Below are 18,529 nucleotides of genomic sequence, written 5' to 3' on the forward strand. Positions count from 1 at the left end.
CTGTTCCAACAGTTTTATTATGAGCTCTTGTCTGTGTAAGGAATGGTTTTGACTTACCTTTGCTTTCCCTTAAAAGTGATAAACACCATTTTTGCTTTTAGGGGTGCCACTCAAAAATCATTTAATTAACCCATTCCTTTGCTCACGCATCCATTGAGCAACCTGAATTTCCCCTTGTTCATTTGATTTCTCAAGCTCTGTAACAATCGCTTTGTAATCAGTGTCATTACGATTTTGACTCATTTTGGCTGCAGCTTGAATAGATGTGATTTCAATTTCAAAGCCCACTATTCCTTTCATTTCTCTCTTAAGCAACTCTGGATCAAACGTTTCCCAGGTCCGACCATTTTCTCGGTGAGACTCATAGTGATTAAGCATGGTATCCAAGGAGGAAATCAGCTCGTCTTCAGTGATTAAACGTGCTGATCCATACGCATGTACAGCTAGATAGTCCCAAGTAGGAACCTCTTCGCACTGATACCAACTTGATGAAATGTAAGCGTGCTGCCCTTGGAAAATCAGTAACACATCACTATTATTGTCTAAGTTTTTTTTCTGCTTGTTTCCGTATGCAATGTGCCCAGTCGCATAGATTTTCCCTTCATCTTCCCGTATTTCCAATGGAATATGCGTAGCCAAGGGACGATGTTCATTAACAGTAATCAATAAGGCAAACGGGTTTGACTTCATAATTTGAACTGCCTCTTCATTTTTCATACGATATTGCTTAGGAATGTACACAATAATCATCCTTTCAAATTTGTATTAGAGTTTTTAAAAATATAAGCATTAAAAATAAATATCCGATAAAAAAATATTATTATACAAGTTGACATGAAAAAAGGTACAATAATAAATAAATATACATGTCAGAGGGAATGCAAATGAATAATACCATTTTTACTTTCAATGATAACTCCCCAAAATACAAACAAATCTACGAGAAATTTAAATCATATATTGAACAAGGAGACATATTGGCGAATGAGCAATTACCTTCCATTCGTCAACTTGCAGATTCCTTACATGTAAGCCGTAATACAACTTTACTGGCATATGAACAACTTGTTGCTGAAGGGTATATTCGTGGAGAAGGCAGAAAAGGTTATTTTGCAAATGAGTTAGAACCGCTAATATTTCAGGAGCCATTAATCTCTTATAATAAAAAGCAGACTGAGTCCAAGAAACTTCCGGTAGTTAATTTCAGGGCAGATGCCGTTGATCAAAAACATTTCCCGCTGAAAATTTGGAGGAGAATTGCTAATCAAGTATTAACTTTACAGGATAGCTTTCGATACGGGGAACCATTTGGGGAAGAATGCCTGCGCGAACAAATCTCCACATATTTATTCCAATCACGCGGAGTGAAAACAAATGCAAATGCAATTATTATCGGAAGCAGTACCCAACAAATGCTTGTATACCTTGGACATATAATGAAGGATGAATTCCAAAGCATTATAGTTGAAGACCCTGGTTACGACGGTGCTAGGGAAGCTTTTCAATTCCATCGTTTTATGTTTGAAACTTTGCCGGTTTATGAAACAGGTGCTGAACTTTCACAATTAGAACAAATGAAATCACGATTAATCTATGTAACCCCTTCCCATCAAAGTCCAATTGGAGTAAGCATGTCTATTCAACAACGGCAAATGCTTATTCATTGGGTTAACAAGATTCGTGGATATATTATTGAAGACGATTATGATAGTGAATTTCGCTATACACAAAAACCATTTCCTGCTCTTGCCTCCATCGATTCAGCAAGAGTCATTTATTTAGGGAATTTCTCGAAGTCCTTTCTTCCAGGAATTCGTTTAAGTTATATGGTCTTGCCACAGCCATTATTAAATCGTTTTAAAAATCAGTTTCTTCATTTTGAAGCTACTACCTCCCTGCTTAGCCAGCTGACAATGGCTAAACTTATGGAAGAGGGAGAATGGAGTCGACATATTAAACGCATGCGCCTTGTTTATAAAAGAAAAATGCAGCACTTAGTATCCGCATTAAAAGAGCAATTCGCTCAAAATATATCCATTATTGGTGAACAATCCGGTTTGTATGTATTAGTCAAAGTACATCTGAAGCATTCAGAAGAATGGTTAATTCAACAAGCTTCCTTTCATGGCGTTACGGTGTATCCTACGTCCCTCTACTTCATTAAAAATAACTCCGACGGACCAATGGTTAAACTAGGTTTCAGTAATCTTTCTTCAAATGAAATTGATGTGGGTGTGAAACTCTTAAAGAAGGCATGGTTAAAAGAATGACTCCACAATTCTTTTAACTAACGAATTGTAGCTGTTTTATTTGAATGTTTTGAGTGTTGCAATGATAAATAATCTTCATAGGGCCCTTAAATGGAAATATCCCCCTTATTAGTTATTGGATTTGGAGCGGGATTGGCGTTTCTTTCCACCCTTCCTATGGGGACAGCTTATGGAATATGGGATATGGGATAATCCGGAGATTGGAAGAACTAGTTTTTATTGTGATGACATTAAGTGCAGCTATAGATCTAAAACTTGCTTTTTTATAAATAAATTAGAGGATAATTTTAAGCCTAATTTCGATCTGAAATTAGGCTTAATTTTTTTAACAAATCTACCACATTAATTGAACAAGACAAAGTCGAATAACTTTTATTTTTGTAGATTTTTCTTCATAAGAGATGCTACTTGTATATTATCTTGTTGAGAAGTATTTTCTAGATGCTTAATAATTAATTCTTGACGTTCCACAGGGTGATTTTGACTTAATTTAGCTTTCGCTTCAATTTTTGTGATTTTTATTTTAAATGCTACAATCCCTTTACTCATTCCTTCGATAAAACTGGAATCCACATCACTTAAATTGTATGGGCTATCTGGATTTTCATATTTGTTCACCATATCATTCAGAGAATCGAATATGACTTTTTGATCTTTGACAATCTCCATCTTTCCATATAAATGGATAGAGACATAATTCCATGTAGGAACTGCCATCGTTGTTTCATACCAAGACGGAGATATATAAGAGTGAGGACCTTGGAAAACCGCAAGAACTTGTTGGTATTCTATATCCTTCCATTGTTCGTTTGGGCGGGCAAAATGACCATATAAAGCACTTTCACCTTTATTTAATGTGAGTGGAAGATGGGTAGCGTATGGTTCTCCATTGTGTTGAGAAAATAAAGTGGCAAAGCTGTACTTTTCGATAAAATCATAAATTATTTCTTCATCCTTGAGTTGAAAATGTTTAGGTATATACATGATTTAGCTCCTCCTGAAAAAGCCTTTGTCTTTTCGGCTATCCCCAATTTTAAAAACTAAGTATTATATGAGATATTTTATTATGTAAACTGACTTCTAAAAAGGTACAATTATTAATAATTGAACATGTCAACGGTGATTATAATTTTTCAAAGTTTAATTTTGCATTTAAGGATCCTTTTAAACCCTCTCCCCCGATATAGAAATGAAAGTTCATTGATTTCACCTTTTATTTTTGACGTATATAAACTTACATTTAGTGAATTAATTACATTTAAAATTAAATAACTTCCACCCGTATAAAATAAGGTATTTATGAGGAGCAATACTTCAATTTTAAGCAGTAATTAGATATGATTTCTGTTTAACCCGGCCCGTTATCCAACATCATAGTGAGTTATTTATGAACCAAAATAACAGATAGCTAATGGTGTTTTTTACCCAGCAATCACGCCAAATTATGGAATAATTCCTTCAAATAAAGTAACTTAATAACTAGATTATTTTATTGGAGCATACATACAGATAGCCAATAATTATTTTCATTAGAAAGGATTGAAATAGTATCGAATTAAGACATTTAGAATATTTTTTAATGGTCAGTAAAGAACTACATTTTACAAAAGCAGCTGAAAAATTAGGAATTTCGCAACCAACTTTAAGCCATCAAATTAAAATGCTTGAACAAGATGTAGGCTATGCACTATTTAACCGTATTGGCAAGAAGATTGAACTTACTAAGGTGGGTGAAATCGTACAAAAAGAAGCATTGAATATTCAAAATTCCTTACAAAGTATATCTTCTCAAATTAAAGCCCTTACAAAAGTAGAAATCGGGGAATTGAAAATTGCCGTGTTACCAGGAGAAATAACTGATTTGGTATCCACTTTGTGTATTAAATTCAACCAATTATATCCAAACATAAAAGTGCTTGTTCAAAGTACGGATCAAGTGGAAAAGGCTGTTTTAGAGAATCAAGCTGATTTTGGTATTGGTTTTGAATTCAATCGTGATGATATGTTGACGGTGACGAAGTTGTATGATGAAGAATTTTACCTGATTAGTAATCAAAGTAATGGAGATCAGAAGGTTTCATTTTCCGATGTTTTAGATAGTTCTCTTATTTTATTTCCAAATATCCATCAATGCAGAAAAATACTTGATAAAACGAGTCTTGAGGTTGGCAGGCAGTTAGAACCTATTGTCGAAACGTCTAGCATTGAATCTATCTTGAAGCTCGTTCGAAATGGGGTTGGCCGCAGTTTTGTTTCGCGGACATTATATGAATTTTATGATACAGAGGATTTATTTTTCCAACGTATTGAAAAACCCACTTTGACTAGATCTGTTTATCTCGTGATGAAAAAGAATCGTTTTATCAATTATGCAGCACGTAAGTATAATGAGTTATTATTATGTGAAATCGAAAGGCTACGTTTTCATACAGAAAAAGATGAGATAGCTTCTTTAAAAAGTTCTATATTATAGTTTTTATCTATTATTATCATAGAAATGAATGGATAGATAAATGATAAATTCCTCTTTACAATGAATACAAGTTCATGGGGATAAGAACTATCAAATTGTAAAGGGGATTTTCAATTATGTTTCAAGAAGTAGCAGGTATTAAAATTCCAGATTCTCGATTGGCTAAAGAAGCAGCAGATCTTTTACGCGTGCATGGGGACGACTTGTTGTGGAATCATTCCAATCGTGTATTTTTATTTGGCGCAGTTAACGGAAAAAAAACGAAGCAGAATCATGATTTAGAGTTGCTTTATGTTAGTGCATTATTCCATGATTTAGGTTTAACAAAAAAGTTCAGCAGCCCAGATTTACGATTTGAAGTAGACGGTGCAAATGCAGCGAGGAGCTTTTTACAACAGTATCAAATTCCAGATGAGTCGATTCGTCTTGTATGGGATGCTATTGCATTACATACGACACCTGGCGTTGCAGAACATAAAGAAGCTGAAGTGGCACTACTCTTTTCAGGTGTTGGTTTAGATGTGATGGGAGATGGCTTTGAACAATTCCCTGACGACTTGCGAGAAGAAATTATAAAAGCATTCCCACGTAACAATTTCAAAAAGGACATTATTCCAGCGTTTTATGAGGGCTTTAAGCATAAGCCAGAAACTACTTTTGGCAATATGAAGGAAGATATTATTGAATATTTTAGACCAGAATATAAAAATAAAAATTTCTGTGATTGTATTTTGCATTCTCCTTGGACAGAATAGGGTACAAAAATGACAACGTAACAGCGAATCGTGGTAGAAAGTTAAGACCAAAAGGAAATATCGACTAAGGAAGCTACCACTTTATTAAAGTTGGTCATTGCATGAGTATGAGTGGTGTTGTTGCCTTAAAAAGATTGATTAATTTGGATGAAACCATGCATACATTGATTAAAAAATGAAGCACACGGAAGTCACATAGGCGTAGTTATTATGCCAACAAATCCTGGTTGCCTATTACAGATGAAACTTGGTATTGAACGTGAAGGACTCACACAATCAATGCGTGCCCTTCATCTAATTGAACTTTTAGCTGAAGCTGCCATGATCGGGTTATTAAATTCCTTCATAATGTTTTGAATAGCACGTCATCTACACCGCCATAGAAGGATATTTCAGCGTTTGCCGTTTGGATTTTGCAAATGGGATCTTCTGAAGAGTAGATCGTATAGATTTTTTATTTTCGGCATGTAATGTAACGGGGACAATCGTTAATTTTTGTTGCGGCATAGGAAAAGCACCTCCTTTGATTGATACAAGTATCGTACCAGGAGGTGCTGCGTATTTAATATGCGCTGTTTAAATGGGGGCTTTCCTTTAACCGTAGTTTGCGACCCACTATCTAACTGTTTACGCTTAAAGATATAAGTTATCCTTTATCCTCTATCCTTCAAAACTCTGTTCGAGTGAGTGGCTAACTCTTATTCGGCGGGAATCCCACCCGATATATGTAACGGCCTATGCTCGATCGCTCTGACAGGCACCGGATGCTGATCCTAACTAGCAGCCGAATCGATGTGAAATTATCGAAACCAAATCCACCTGTTCGACGCTTTAACACACTGACTGGAAACTTCAGCTGAGTGGCGTCCTTACCTCAATTTTGTATTTTGTTTGGGAAGTATAATTTTCGCCTGCTAATAAAAGAATATCTCCAAAATCTTCAAACTCAATCGCTCCTGGAGCAGCTTGGGTTTCAAACGTTATTCCGCCGTGTTGAATTAATTTTTCTCCGTGCATAAGTGGCACACCTTTCACAAAGTTTGCAGTGTAAATGACAACCGCAGGCTCTTCTGTGTATACCTCGACTGTTATTTTCTGGTCAGGACTAATTAATTTGGCTGCAGTTTGATGAAGTCCTGAGCACGTAAGGAAGAATGGATGGTCGATTCCTTGAACCTTTTTAACTTCTGCGTCAATGGCTTCAAAGGTTGATTTTAATTTTTTCGGGGTTCGAAAATCATAAGGCGTGCCAATTGTGCTTCGCTTTTCCCCAGTTACCGTGGTATCGTCATTTACTGGTGCAAATTCTCCAGAAAAGATTTGTAAGAAATGATCATCGATTGGATTGCTTGGATGCCCTGTTAAGTTAAAATAGACGTGATTGGTTGGATTAAAAACTGTGTCTTTATCACTTATTGCTTGATAGCTCACTGACCAAATATTTAAGTTGTCTAATGTATAAATCACACTTACTTTCAAATTCCCCGGAAAACCATTCTCGCCATCAGGTGAGTGGGTTGAAAAGATGATCGATGCACTTTCATCCGTCTCCTTCACTTCATAATCCCAGATTTTTTCATCGAATCCAGGGCTGCCACCGTGTAATGTATTCCCCAATTGATTTACAGATGTTTGGTAACGTGATTCGCCAATTGAAAATTCGCCATTTTTTATTCTGCCAGCGACTCTTCCTATTGTTGCTCCATAATAAGTTTCTTTTTTGTAATCCTCAATTGAGTCAAATCCTAATACGATATTTTTACGACCCGATTCCGTTAAGACGAAAAGATTGACGATTCTTGCACCAAAGTTTGTTACTTCTATTCTTACTCCATGATCATTTTCTATAGTAAACAGCAAAACTTCATTTCCAAACGAGCTTTGTGATACTTTCACTTCTTTCGGCTCCTTTCCCTATTAAGTTGCCTTCATATAAATACAAGCTAAAACACCATGAATTGCACTAAAAGTTCAGCAAACATTTTAATAGTTGAAAAGCCGAAGTAGCAACTTCGGCCTTAAGAACGGGATTCATATGAGTAAATCAACATATTCTTGATGAAGTATTTTCCTTATGCCCCCTGATTTAAAATCTCTTCTATTCTCGTATAGCTTCTTTTAATTCCGCTCCAAACCTTAATAGGTCTAATTTAAGCACTTTTCCCCTTAGCTTGTCTACTTTCCCCAATTTTTTCAATTTCCTCCAAAGTATGACCTCTAGTTTCAGGAACGCATGTCCGGATAAATAAAACACCAAGTAAACAAATAGCACCGAAGATTGCAAAAACAGCTTCTTGAGACATCGAAGCAGTCATGATTGGAAATAGCAATCCAACCAAGAAAGAACCAATCCAGTTAAATGATGAAGCTAATCCTGACGCACGCCCGCGAATTACCAACGGGAAAATTTCTCCAACTATGACCCAAGTTAAAGGAGCCCACGTGAATGAATAAAGTGCTACATAGATACTTAAAAAAACGACCATCATCATCGGATTTGCATTAGGGATTAATAAATTCAATATTGCCGGCAAAATAAAGGATAGCCCCATGATAGTTCCGCCGATTGTTAATAAAGTACGGCGATTAAATTTATCAGCAATCATTAGGAATATTAATGAACCTAGTACGAGAATAACCCCTTGAATAATCGGCCACATCAATACTGAGCTGGCTTCATGCCCTGTTGCTTTTTCCACAATCATAGGAATGTAATAAAAAATTGCGTTCGCTCCCTGGAATTGTTGAAACGCAGCAACACCCACACCAGCCATTACTAAATAACGGTATTTGTTACTTAAAAGTGTACCCCATGATGCTTTTTGATTTACCTTTGCTTCCTCTTTAACAGTTTCTTGAATTTGCGTTATTTCAGAATCAATTTGTTCTTTGTTAGAGCGAATATAGCCCAACACCTTACGAGCTTCATCAATTTTATTGTTCTTAATTAAAAAACGTGGTGATTCGGGTAATCTTGACACTCCAATAAATAAGATCAAAGCAGGTACGGCAGCCAAACTAAGCATCAACCGCCAAGCCATTGTTCCTGGTAAGTCTTTCAATAAATAAGCGACAATGTACGAAAGCAACATTCCAGAGACAATCATTGTTTGATTAATTCCTGACAGACGTCCACGTAAACGTGCAGGCGCCATTTCCGACATATAGGCTGGGACCAACGCAGAAGCAGCACCAACAGCCAACCCTAATAAAATCCGGGCAACAATCATAAAAAGGAGCCCATTATGTGGGGATATTCCTGCCAAAATGGATCCAACAGCAAAAATGATAGAAGATATTAAAATCATTTTGCGCCGTCCTAAACGATCAGAAAGTTGTCCTGCCATGGCACCTCCAAAAATAGCTCCAAACATCAACGACGAGGTAATCCAGCCAATAGCACCAGGGTTGTTTTGAAGGTTCCAATCATGTTGCAGAAAAGGCAAAGCACCCGTCATAACGCCGATATCATATCCGAAGAGAATGCCTCCAAAAGCCCCAAAAAAATAAATGAATCCACTTGAGATTTTCTTTTCATTAACCATTTAAGTTCCCCCCTAAAGGTTTTAAAATTATATTTAATCCCACCACGAAAAATATTGATTGCTTTTTGAGAAATAATAATAGTGTTTTCAAACTACAAATACATGCCAGTTTCCATCGTAAAAATTATTTATTAGGATGAATTCCGTGTCGTCATTGTCTATTAAAACGCTTTCATCTTTTCCCTAAAAAACACGAAAACGCTTACGAAAATAAAGGGATCATACTAATGGTCACTATTTCCATTCTTCAACTTCTGGATTACCTATTTTTTCCCTCCAAGGAAGCATAGCCTCCTTGGAGGGAGAGACATTACTTAATAACTACGTATTCCAAGCCAACAAGTTTGGCATAGGTTATGATTTGGTCTGTTGTTAAATTCAATGATACAACTGTATGGTGACCGCCACCATTCTCAAGCCAAGCTTTCACTCCATCTTGGAAGTTTGGCTTCACTTCCCAAAGTACACGGGCCACTGGCAGGTTTGGTGCTGGAACTGTTGGCTCGAATGCAGAAACCTCATTAATCAAAAGTGTATAGTTTGTACCAAAGTCAGCCATGGAAACAACGACACCGTCTCCTGCTTTGCCGTCGAATACTAAACGTGCTGGATCTTCACGATCACCTATACCTAATGGAGATACGACAATTTTTGGTTTGTTACTTGCTAAAGATGGGTCGACTTCAAGCATATGTGATTGAAGGATTGATTCTTGTCCAGCAGCTAATTCATATGTGTAATCTTCCATAAAGCCAGTTGATTGGTTATGGCTCATCACTTTCAGTAAGCGATCAAGTGCTGCCGTCTTCCAATCTCCTTCACCCGCAAAGCCATATCCTTGTGCCATCAAACGTTGAACGGCAAGACCAGGAAGTTGTTTCATTCCATATAAATCTTCGAAGTTCGTTGTAAAGGCCGTGTAACCGCCATCATCAAGGAAACGTTTAATCGCAATTTCATAGCTTACCTGTACCTTTACGCTTTTCTCCCAATCTTCCCTACTGTAGGTACCATAATCAAATTCATAAAGGCCTTCGTATTCTGCAAATAAAGCATCAATTTCTTCATCAGTAACAGCATTTACATATTGAACAAGGTCTCCGATTCCAAAATAATCAACTGTCCACCCAAATTGGATTTGCGCTTCTACCTTATCCCCTTCGGTTACTCCAACGTTACGCATGTTGTCTCCAAAGCGAGCGACCTTAATGTTGAAGCTTTCGTTATAAGCAACCGCTACGTCCATCCATTGTGCAATTTGCTGTCGCACTTCATGGCGCTCCCAATAACCTACAACAACTTTATTTTGTTTTTTCAAACGGGCATTGATAAAACCATATTCACGGTCACCATGCGCGGATTGGTTCAGGTTCATAAAGTCCATATCAATCGTTGCCCAAGGAATACTTTCATTGAACTGTGTAGCTAAATGAAGCAATGGTTTTTGTAATAATTTTGTTCCACGAATCCACATTTTTGCAGGTGAGAAAGTATGCATCCAAGTGATGACACCGGCAACTTCGTCACGATAGTTGACTTCTTTCATGATGCTTGTGATTTTATCTGCACTAACAGCTAAATCTTGCAATACAAGTGGATAAGGTAAAAAACCGCTTTCATTTAATGCATCGGTTATCTTTTGTGCATGCGCCTTGACCTCTGCTAACGCTTCTTCCCCATATAGATGTTGTGATCCTACGACGAACCAAAATTCCTTTTTTTCTGTTGTTAACATAATAATCCTCTTTTCTTAATTCTAATGGTTTGATAATTTAATAGAGTTGATCTTACTTTTGACCGTAATAAGCATATTTTCCATGTTTTCGTAAATAGTGTTTATCCAAAATATTTTGTGGTAATTCTTTTGCAAAATGATTTAAATCCCGTGTAAATAAATTCATTTTCGAAACTTCATCCAACACCACACTATTCATTACGGCGGATTTTGCATCTTTGCCCCAAGTAAACGGACCATGACCATGAAGTAAGACACCAGGAACGGCTAAAATGTCTAACCCACGCTCTTCAAATGTTTCGATGATTAACTTCCCAGTCTCCACTTCGTACCCACGATCAATCTCCTCTTGTGTTAGATAGCGGGCACATGGGACGGATCCGTAAAATGTGTCTGCATGAGTGGTCCCCATCGCTGGAACATCAAGGCCTGCTTGAGCCCAGATTGTCGCCCAAGTTGAATGAGTATGTACAATGCCGCCGATTTCTTGGTAATACTTATAAAGTACTGCGTGAGTCGCTGTATCTGATGAAGGCCTCAACTCTCCTTCAACAACATTGCCATCTAAATCAACAACGACCATATCACTGGCTTTCATCGTTTCGTAATCAACACCACTAGGTTTGATAACAAATAAACCGCTTTCACGATCAATGGCACTTGCATTTCCCCATGTATATTTCACGAGACCATATTTAGGCAAGTCCAAATTTGCTTGAAATACCTCTTCTTTCAGTTGTTCTAACACGTCAATCCCTCCAGTTTTCCACTCATAACATCAAATTGTCTACAGCAGCCTGCTCAATCACTAAACCCTTCCTGTATCTTTCAATAAATGCTTCAAATCCTTTAACATCTACTTGATCAGGATAAATTTCTTGTCCATAAACCTCTTCGAATACTTTTTTGTCGAGGAAGTCTTCTAAACTTTCTTTTTGATCTTTATTCATCATGTAAGATGCAAGAATCGCCATTCCCCACGCGCCGCCTTCTCCTGCTGTTGACATAACTGATACTGGAGTATTCATTGCAGCCGCAATAATTTTTTGTCCAACAAGAGGGGTTTTAAATAAACCACCGTGAGCCAAAATACGATCAATTGCAACATTTTCTTCTTTTGTCAAAATACCCATTCCGATTTTCAATGCACCGAAAGCAGTAAAAAGGTGAGTCCGCATAAAGTTTGCTAAATTGAATTGACTCTCAGGCGAGCGGACAAATAATGGTCGCCCTTTTTCTAATCCTGTGATATTTTCACCTGAGAAATAACCGTAGCTAAGCAAACCGCCACCATCTGGATCCGCTTCCAAAGCCTTATTCAACATTACTTCAAATAATTTATTTGTATCAATTTTTTGTCCCATTGCCTCAGAAAATTCACGGAACAATCCCAGCCAAGCATTGAGATCACTTGAACAGTTATTCGCGTGAACCATTCCAACTGGACTTCCGTTTGGTGTAGTTACCAAATCAATTTCTGGATATACTTTTGAAAGTTCTTTCTCTAGTACAATCATGGCAAAAACGGAAGTTCCCACTGAGACGTTGCCAGTACGTTTCCTCACACTATTCGTAGCAACCATTCCAGTTCCAGCATCGCCTTCTGGTGGGCAAATTGGAGTGCCTGGTTGTAAATTACTTGATCTATCCAGGATTTTCGCTCCAATTTCGGTTAATTCACCCGCTTGCTCGCCTGAAATGTAGACTTTAGGAAGAATCTCTTTTAGCTTCCAAGGATAACCTTTTTTCGCAATTAATGCGTCAAACTGCTTGACCATTGGTTCATTGTAATCTTGCGTTGATTCATCAATTGGGAACATGCCTGAAGCATCTCCAATGCCAATTGCTTTATTACCAGTCAATAACCAGTGAATGTATCCAGCCAAAGTCGTAATATAATCAATGCGAGGCAAATGTTTCTCTTCATTCAATATTGCTTGATAAAGATGAGCAATACTCCATCGTTCAGGGATATTAAATTGAAATTGATTAGTTAATTCATTTGCTGCAACTCCAGTTGTTGAGTTACGCCAAGTTCGAAACGGAACAAGTAGCTCCCCTGTACTGTCAAAAGCCATATAGCCATGCATCATTGCAGAAAATCCAATAGAACCTATTTTTCGAATTGTAATTCCGTAATTCCGTTCAACTTCTTCCTTCATTTCACTATAAGCTGTTTGCAAACCAGTGATAATATCCACTAAGTTGTACGTCCAAATTCCATCTTCCAAGAGGTTCTCCCACTCATAACTTCCAGATGCGATTGTTTCATAACGATTATTAATCAACACCGCTTTAATACGTGTGGATCCAAATTCGATTCCAAGTGAAGTTTCTCCCCCGGTAATCGCTTGTTTAATTTTTAATATATTCGTTTGCACGTTAATCCCCCTTCTGGCAGCGCTTTCAATAAAAGGAGGCGCTTAAATTTAGTAACAACCATATTATATTTTTTGTACGTACATTTGTCAACATTAAATATTATTTATACTTACAACTTTTAAGAAAAATCCTCAACCCTCACTTTAAAATTAGTAATAAAGGAATTTATATGACTAAGTGGTAAATAGGAGGAATTTATAACTTTTCGATAATTTATACAAAAAACTAAGGTGAGTTGTTTTAATTTATTCAAAACTATGTTAGAATATGTCCGCACAAATATTTCAAGCAAATAATTAGAATGCAAACAACTATGAAAGAAGTGAGATTTAATGAAACCAAAGTATCAGGTAATCATTGATGATTTAAAAAATAAAATCCTTACAGGTGAATATAGTGTAGGGGAACAAATTCCTACTGAAACTGTCATGCAAGAAATGTACAACGTTAGCCGACACACTGTACGAAAGTCCATTTTAGAATTATCAAACGAGGGATTCTTAAGAAGTGAAAAAGGATCTGGTACATATGTTAGTAACCAATATCAATCAAAATCTGGTGGCAATTCCAAAAATAAAACCATCGGTGTAATCACGACCTACATTTCTGATTACATTTTCCCTTCTATTATCCGCGGAATTGAAAGAAGATTGAATGAAGATAATTATTCGTTATTATTAGCCAGTACAAATAATGATGTCGAACAAGAAAAAAAAGCCTTGGAAATGATGTTGTCATTTGGCGTGGATGGTTTGATCATTGAACCTACAAAAAGCAATCTATACAATCCCAACATCGCTTACTACCTATTGTTTAAGGAACAAGAGGTTCCATTCATCATGATCAACGCTTATTATGAAGAGTTAGAGGTTCCTTTCTTTTGCCTAGATGATGTGCAGTCAAGCTATCTCGCAACAAAAGAATTGATTTCGAAAGGACACACCCAAATTGGAATCATTTCGAAGATGGATGATTTACAAGGAAAGTATCGAATGAAGGGATATATAAAAGCACTTGGAGAAGCCAAATTACGCTTTCAACCAGAGCAATTGCTTTCGTATACTACAGAAACGAAGCTAGACCTATACACGAACTTGAAAGGGTTCTTAAATGAAAATAGAGACGTGTTGACTGCCATTGTTTGCTATAACGACGAAGTAGGGTTGGAGGTAGCAAATGTATGCAGACAACTTGATATTTCTATTCCCGAACAATTATCGATTATTGGCCAGGACAATTCTTATATTGCGAAAAATGCTAATATCAAACTAACGACATTGACACACCCACAAGAACAAATGGGACATGATGCAGCTGATTGGGTCATTAAGAAATTACAAGGAAAGAAGGATTTACCAAACGAAACCTATTATCAACCAGTGTTAATTGAAGGTGAAACTGTCAAAGAGTTAGAAATACAATAATCTTAGTGTGTGATCAATCACTATATAAATGGAATTAGAGGTTTTTGGGAATGTTTGTCTAATTCTTATTAGGTAACCAATCATACCTATGTGGAGGTAGTCAAATGATGAAAACCATTCAAAAGGAAACCCTTAACCCAGAAATCCTAGAAATAAAAAAATGCTTGCACGGTTTAAAAGATTTAAGGATGTTTTAGCGCTACCAATGTATCTTGATGTAATTTAAAGGGTCGAAACTATACGGAAATCGCCGATATGATAGGATGTACCAAGCAAACGGTGTACAATTATATACTGGCTATCGAGCTAACCTGCCCCTTTAGTTGCATAAGAAAAAGGAGCTGTTGATCAGCTCCTGGTAATGAAGTAGCACCTGTTTGTAGAATAATCAATTTAAAATCCATTACCCTGGAATATTATTCTCATTAATTCTACGGCCATAAATTAAACTAAACCAACAAATATACTAAGACCTAAAGCTAATTTTCTCAGAAGTCCTTTCTCACTGAGAAAAGAGAAAGATATAATGATTCCACATATCATCACTACACGAAACGTTGTTACTCCAGGATCACTTTCGAAGATCGATTACGTGACTTTCATACACGTTTATTTGAAGTGGATTTCGAGATGCGGAGTCCATTGTTATTTGCTTTCCCATGCCCCTTCACCCGATCGGCTAGAACAGAACTCTATAACACTCTCTGCTAGTCTACTTTCCCCGGCTGTTAATACCGCCTCTGAAGTAGGATATTCCTTTAACATCAATAAAGAAACCTTCGAATGTAGATCCCAAAAAAATCGCGATGCACCAAGACCTCCTAAGCCAGGTGTACCGCGATTTTTTCACAATCCGAAACGATATGATGAAGACTAAATCTTATATATATCCTCTTCGTTTGGTAGAGAAGAAATCGCTCCTACCTTCGTACACACTACGGCACCTACTTTATTTGCAAAAAGAATGATCTCTTTAAGTTTACTAAAATCACTAAAAATTGTGTCATAGGACTCAAGATTTGCAAATTGAAATAAAGCAGCACCGACAAATGCATCACCAGCACCAGTTGAGTCAATTGACTTTACTTCGACACTGTTTATTACACTCATTCCACTTCCATTTGAAAGAAGAGTGCCTTCCCATCCAAGGGTAACAGCCACAATTTTTACCCCTAATTGATGGAGCATTGCTATTCCATCATATTTATCCATTTTTCCCGTGATTAGTTCAAGCTCTACTTCACTTACTTTTACAAAGTCAGCCATTGATATTCCCTTTCTAGCTAAACTAATAAATTCAGCCACTCTATTTTTCCATAAATCATGTCGGAAGTTAGGGTCAAACGATAGAAATATCCCCCTATTTTTTGCAAATTCCATTGCCTTTAAATAAGTTGTTTTAAAAGGGTTTTCCAGAAATGCAGTTGCAGATCCAAAGTGAATGATCTTTGCACCACTTAATCTATCTAGGTATAAGTTATCCTCTGTTAAATTTCGATCCGCTCCTCTATTGAATACAAAATCCCTTTCACCATTTGCTTGTAAAGAAACAAACGCTAAAGTAGTTGGTGCTAAATCGTCAGTAACAATCATCGATGTATCAACCCCTACCTCTTTTATCGTTTCTATTAAAAATAATCCAAATGGGTCATTTCCTACTTTTCCAATAAGACTCGCTTCCCCACCTAGCTTTGAAATAGTAGCTGCGACATTTGCTGGTGCACCCCCGGCTTTCTTTAGAAAATGATTACCTTCTATTAAATTAACATCAATATCTGTACAATAAAAATCGATCAAAAGCTCCCCAACGCATATGACTGCGCGGTTTGTTTTATTCATTTACATTACACTCTCCATTCTTGTGATTTAGGTAAAATGAAAGGCTATCGATCATTTTCGACAGCCTTCATAAACTCTTACTATCAACCCCTCTTTAATAGGATTGAAATTTAGTCTTTATCTTTTCCATATACTCTTTAAAGGGTATATTTTCAAAGACTTTAATGTAACTTCTCCACCCTTACTATAAATTTGTAATCCTTTACTTGATGGATCCGGGAAAATTTGATCAGAAATAACCGTTTCACCTTTGTTTCCAAACACTTCTACAGCAGATCGGTCAATGAAAATATGCATTTTCACAGTCCCATTTAATGCATTTAACGGTCCGTCATGCTTACCGACTACATTGTTCCCATAATCAAAGCTTCCTGAACTTGAACGGTCTACGAATAACTGTTTGGTGGCAACATCATAGCCAATAGTCGTATATTCAGTTGCTCCTTTACGAACTTGAAAGCCGAATTCAGTTGCTTTTATATCATCTACATCAAACTCAGCTATCATTTCAAATGTATCTTCTGATAGTTTAGATAGGAGATTACTTTCACCAGATATGACTTTATTTTTATATGAATTTTTTTCACTCTTATCTCGAATGGTTTTTAAAGAAACTGGTGTTTGTTTTAAACGTAAACCTTCATCTGTCTGAGTTAGCTCCATCTTTCTTGGCAATGTCGTTGAACTTCTCCAAGTCGAGGTTGGTGTATTATTTGCATATTGCCAATTACTCATCCAGCCAATCCAATATTTTTCGCCATTCTTACCTTCAATTCCGCTCCAATCTACTGCGGCATAATAATCTGCCCCGTAGTCAGTCCATAACACTTGATCGGAAGGATTTTCATTTTTAAACGTTTTCCCGTCAAAGGTACCTACAAAATATTGCATACCTGACCCGCCTGCAGGAGCGCCATCATTAATGCTTACCTGTAGTACCCATTTTGTTTTTGAAGGATCACCATCAATTGGTAATTCGATTAGAGTAGGACATTCCCAAATCCCTCCGTTACTACCATGAGTAGAAGGTATCCACTCTCCAGAAACAGCAGACCAGTCTGTAAGGATGCCGCTTTCTTTCGAATCGTCTTTCTCAGGCTCTTTGGCAACTTGGTCAACTTCATTTGGCATGGCCCCTTCATTATAAACATTAACATCATCCATGTTTAAATGACCCCAACCACCTGTAGCTTGGTCTACAGCTTTAATATATAACACTTCTCCAATGTATTTAGAAGCATCCCAGACGTATTTTTGATATTTTTCTTCTTTAAATTTGGTATTGGCTTGTCGAATTAATTCTTGATTATCAGAGGCTCTCACTAACGAAACATAGCGGTTGTTGATATCATTACCACCGCCCAACAGAAAGTTGATTTCTCCAGAGCCATCTAGTTTAAAATATGAGGAGTGTAGTTCACCTGTTGCGTCATCTCCCTTTTGAAGATCAGTAAACCCCCATAAGTGGTAGTTTCCTTGGTGGCCGAAATCCCCTCCCCAGTATGATGCTACATTTGTCACATGATCGTTTGTGAAAGCATTACCTTCGATTGTACTCCACCCAGTTAGATCACCTGTCTCAAAATCATGATTAGTAATTTCCTTCTCATTTGTCATGATGTTCTTACCAACTTGAACATTCTGGAATAACGTGGATGAATTCCAAACATTTAAGCCAAAATGCCCTGATGAAAAAGTTGAATCATTTACATCATGAATGAGATTACCATCTAAAGAAATTTTAATATTTTTCCCATGAGTGCTTGCTTTTAAATGGTACCTTTTATCTGTATCTAGATTTATTGTTTTTTCAGCTAGAATGGATATGTCTCCATTTTCGATTTTCATGAATTTTATTGTATCGTTTAAAGCATCGATATTCGCCATATAACCGTTTGTTGCATTAGGATCTGCACGAAAAACGAGCGAGCCCGCTCCATTGCCACCTTTTTCCCCAGATATCTCTATGTTTGCTTCATAAAAAAAGTTATCCCCTGTTTGACCACTCATTACAAAAGCATCCTCCGTAGATGTTCCACTTTTTCCATCCATCGTGTTCTCCCAGCTTCCGTTTACATCTGTCCATTTTGATAAATTGGTTTCAAA

The 18,529-nt window shown here is 36.9% G+C and carries 14 protein-coding genes and 1 pseudogene; 5 read left to right on the forward strand and 10 right to left on the reverse strand.

Annotated features, from left to right (window positions below):
• Positions 1-117: 117 nt before the first annotated feature.
• Positions 118-750, reverse strand: coding sequence for an FMN-binding negative transcriptional regulator (locus OSJ91_RS15670; protein WP_350299061.1), 633 nt, complete (start codon positions 748-750; stop codon positions 118-120).
• 134 nt (positions 751-884) lie between these two features.
• On the opposite strand from OSJ91_RS15670, the gene pdxR reads away from it, so the two are divergent.
• Positions 885-2,270, forward strand: a complete 1,386-nt coding sequence (pdxR, locus tag OSJ91_RS15675; protein ID WP_350299062.1) for a MocR-like pyridoxine biosynthesis transcription factor PdxR — start codon at positions 885-887, stop codon at positions 2,268-2,270.
• A 372-nt stretch (positions 2,271-2,642) separates the two neighbouring features.
• On the opposite strand, the gene OSJ91_RS15680 is transcribed toward pdxR, so the two are convergent.
• Positions 2,643-3,254: an FMN-binding negative transcriptional regulator gene (locus tag OSJ91_RS15680; protein WP_350299063.1), complete on the reverse strand. Its 612-nt coding sequence runs from the start codon at positions 3,252-3,254 to the stop codon at positions 2,643-2,645.
• 565 nt (positions 3,255-3,819) lie between these two features.
• On the opposite strand from OSJ91_RS15680, the gene OSJ91_RS15685 reads away from it, so the two are divergent.
• The 3 genes and pseudogenes from OSJ91_RS15685 to OSJ91_RS15695 all read left to right on the forward strand — a co-directional run.
• Positions 3,820-4,743: a LysR family transcriptional regulator gene (locus OSJ91_RS15685; protein ID WP_350302888.1), complete on the forward strand. Its 924-nt coding sequence runs from the start codon at positions 3,820-3,822 to the stop codon at positions 4,741-4,743.
• Positions 4,744-4,859: 116 nt separating this feature from the next.
• A complete protein-coding gene (locus OSJ91_RS15690; protein WP_350299064.1) occupies positions 4,860-5,498 on the forward strand; it encodes an HD domain-containing protein in 639 nt (212 codons plus the stop codon).
• 207 nt (positions 5,499-5,705) lie between these two features.
• Positions 5,706-5,855, forward strand: a pseudogene (locus tag OSJ91_RS15695) (hypothetical protein); the annotation flags it as partial.
• 12 nt (positions 5,856-5,867) lie between these two features.
• Here OSJ91_RS15695 and OSJ91_RS15700 read toward each other — a convergent pair.
• The 6 genes from OSJ91_RS15700 to OSJ91_RS15725 all read right to left on the reverse strand — a co-directional run bounded on the left by OSJ91_RS15700 (position 5,868) and on the right by OSJ91_RS15725 (position 13,159).
• Positions 5,868-6,005: a hypothetical protein gene (locus OSJ91_RS15700; protein ID WP_350299066.1), complete on the reverse strand. Its 138-nt coding sequence runs from the start codon at positions 6,003-6,005 to the stop codon at positions 5,868-5,870.
• Positions 6,006-6,350: 345 nt separating this feature from the next.
• Positions 6,351-7,394, reverse strand: a complete 1,044-nt coding sequence (locus OSJ91_RS15705; RefSeq protein WP_350299067.1) for an aldose epimerase family protein — start codon at positions 7,392-7,394, stop codon at positions 6,351-6,353.
• A gap of 254 nt (positions 7,395-7,648) precedes the next feature.
• On the reverse strand, positions 7,649-9,043 hold the full coding sequence (locus tag OSJ91_RS15710) for a sugar porter family MFS transporter (protein ID WP_350299068.1): 1,395 nt from the start codon (positions 9,041-9,043) through the stop codon (positions 7,649-7,651).
• 310 nt (positions 9,044-9,353) lie between these two features.
• Complete coding sequence (gene araA, locus OSJ91_RS15715) at positions 9,354-10,778, reverse strand: L-arabinose isomerase (RefSeq protein ID WP_350299069.1); 1,425 nt, start codon at positions 10,776-10,778, stop codon at positions 9,354-9,356.
• A 52-nt stretch (positions 10,779-10,830) separates the two neighbouring features.
• On the reverse strand, positions 10,831-11,526 hold the full coding sequence (locus OSJ91_RS15720; RefSeq protein WP_054395601.1) for an L-ribulose-5-phosphate 4-epimerase: 696 nt from the start codon (positions 11,524-11,526) through the stop codon (positions 10,831-10,833).
• A gap of 22 nt (positions 11,527-11,548) precedes the next feature.
• Positions 11,549-13,159: a xylulokinase gene (locus OSJ91_RS15725; RefSeq protein WP_350299070.1), complete on the reverse strand. Its 1,611-nt coding sequence runs from the start codon at positions 13,157-13,159 to the stop codon at positions 11,549-11,551.
• 333 nt (positions 13,160-13,492) lie between these two features.
• On the opposite strand from OSJ91_RS15725, the gene OSJ91_RS15730 reads away from it, so the two are divergent.
• Positions 13,493-14,584 (forward strand): GntR family transcriptional regulator, encoded by a 1,092-nt coding sequence (locus OSJ91_RS15730; protein ID WP_350299071.1) that lies wholly within the window; start codon positions 13,493-13,495, stop codon positions 14,582-14,584.
• Between the two features lie 873 nt (positions 14,585-15,457).
• Here OSJ91_RS15730 and OSJ91_RS15735 read toward each other — a convergent pair.
• Complete coding sequence (locus OSJ91_RS15735) at positions 15,458-16,423, reverse strand: carbohydrate kinase family protein (RefSeq protein WP_350299072.1); 966 nt, start codon at positions 16,421-16,423, stop codon at positions 15,458-15,460.
• 117 nt (positions 16,424-16,540) lie between these two features.
• Positions 16,541-18,475, reverse strand: coding sequence for a glycoside hydrolase family 32 protein (locus tag OSJ91_RS15740; protein ID WP_350302889.1), 1,935 nt, complete (start codon positions 18,473-18,475; stop codon positions 16,541-16,543).
• Positions 18,476-18,529: the final 54 nt, after the last annotated feature.

Source organism: Bacillus sp. T-10(2022) (assembly GCF_056502895.1).

Excerpts from the sequence above, each read along its gene's own strand:
- OSJ91_RS15670 (WP_350299061.1), bottom strand. The coding sequence starts at position 750 with ATGATTATTGTGTACATTCCTAAGCAATATCGTATGAAAAATGAAGAG.
- OSJ91_RS15730 (WP_350299071.1), top strand. The coding sequence starts at position 13,493 with ATGAAACCAAAGTATCAGGTAATCATTGATGATTTAAAAAATAAAATC.
- OSJ91_RS15680 (WP_350299063.1), bottom strand. The coding sequence starts at position 3,254 with ATGTATATACCTAAACATTTTCAACTCAAGGATGAAGAAATAATTTAT.
- araA (WP_350299069.1), bottom strand. The coding sequence starts at position 10,778 with ATGTTAACAACAGAAAAAAAGGAATTTTGGTTCGTCGTAGGATCACAA.
- OSJ91_RS15700 (WP_350299066.1), bottom strand. The coding sequence starts at position 6,005 with ATGCCGCAACAAAAATTAACGATTGTCCCCGTTACATTACATGCCGAA.
- OSJ91_RS15735 (WP_350299072.1), bottom strand. The coding sequence starts at position 16,423 with ATGAATAAAACAAACCGCGCAGTCATATGCGTTGGGGAGCTTTTGATC.
- OSJ91_RS15690 (WP_350299064.1), top strand. The coding sequence starts at position 4,860 with ATGTTTCAAGAAGTAGCAGGTATTAAAATTCCAGATTCTCGATTGGCT.
- OSJ91_RS15710 (WP_350299068.1), bottom strand. The coding sequence starts at position 9,043 with ATGGTTAATGAAAAGAAAATCTCAAGTGGATTCATTTATTTTTTTGGG.
- OSJ91_RS15740 (WP_350302889.1), bottom strand. The coding sequence starts at position 18,475 with ATGGATGGAAAAAGTGGAACATCTACGGAGGATGCTTTTGTAATGAGT.
- pdxR (WP_350299062.1), top strand. The coding sequence starts at position 885 with ATGAATAATACCATTTTTACTTTCAATGATAACTCCCCAAAATACAAA.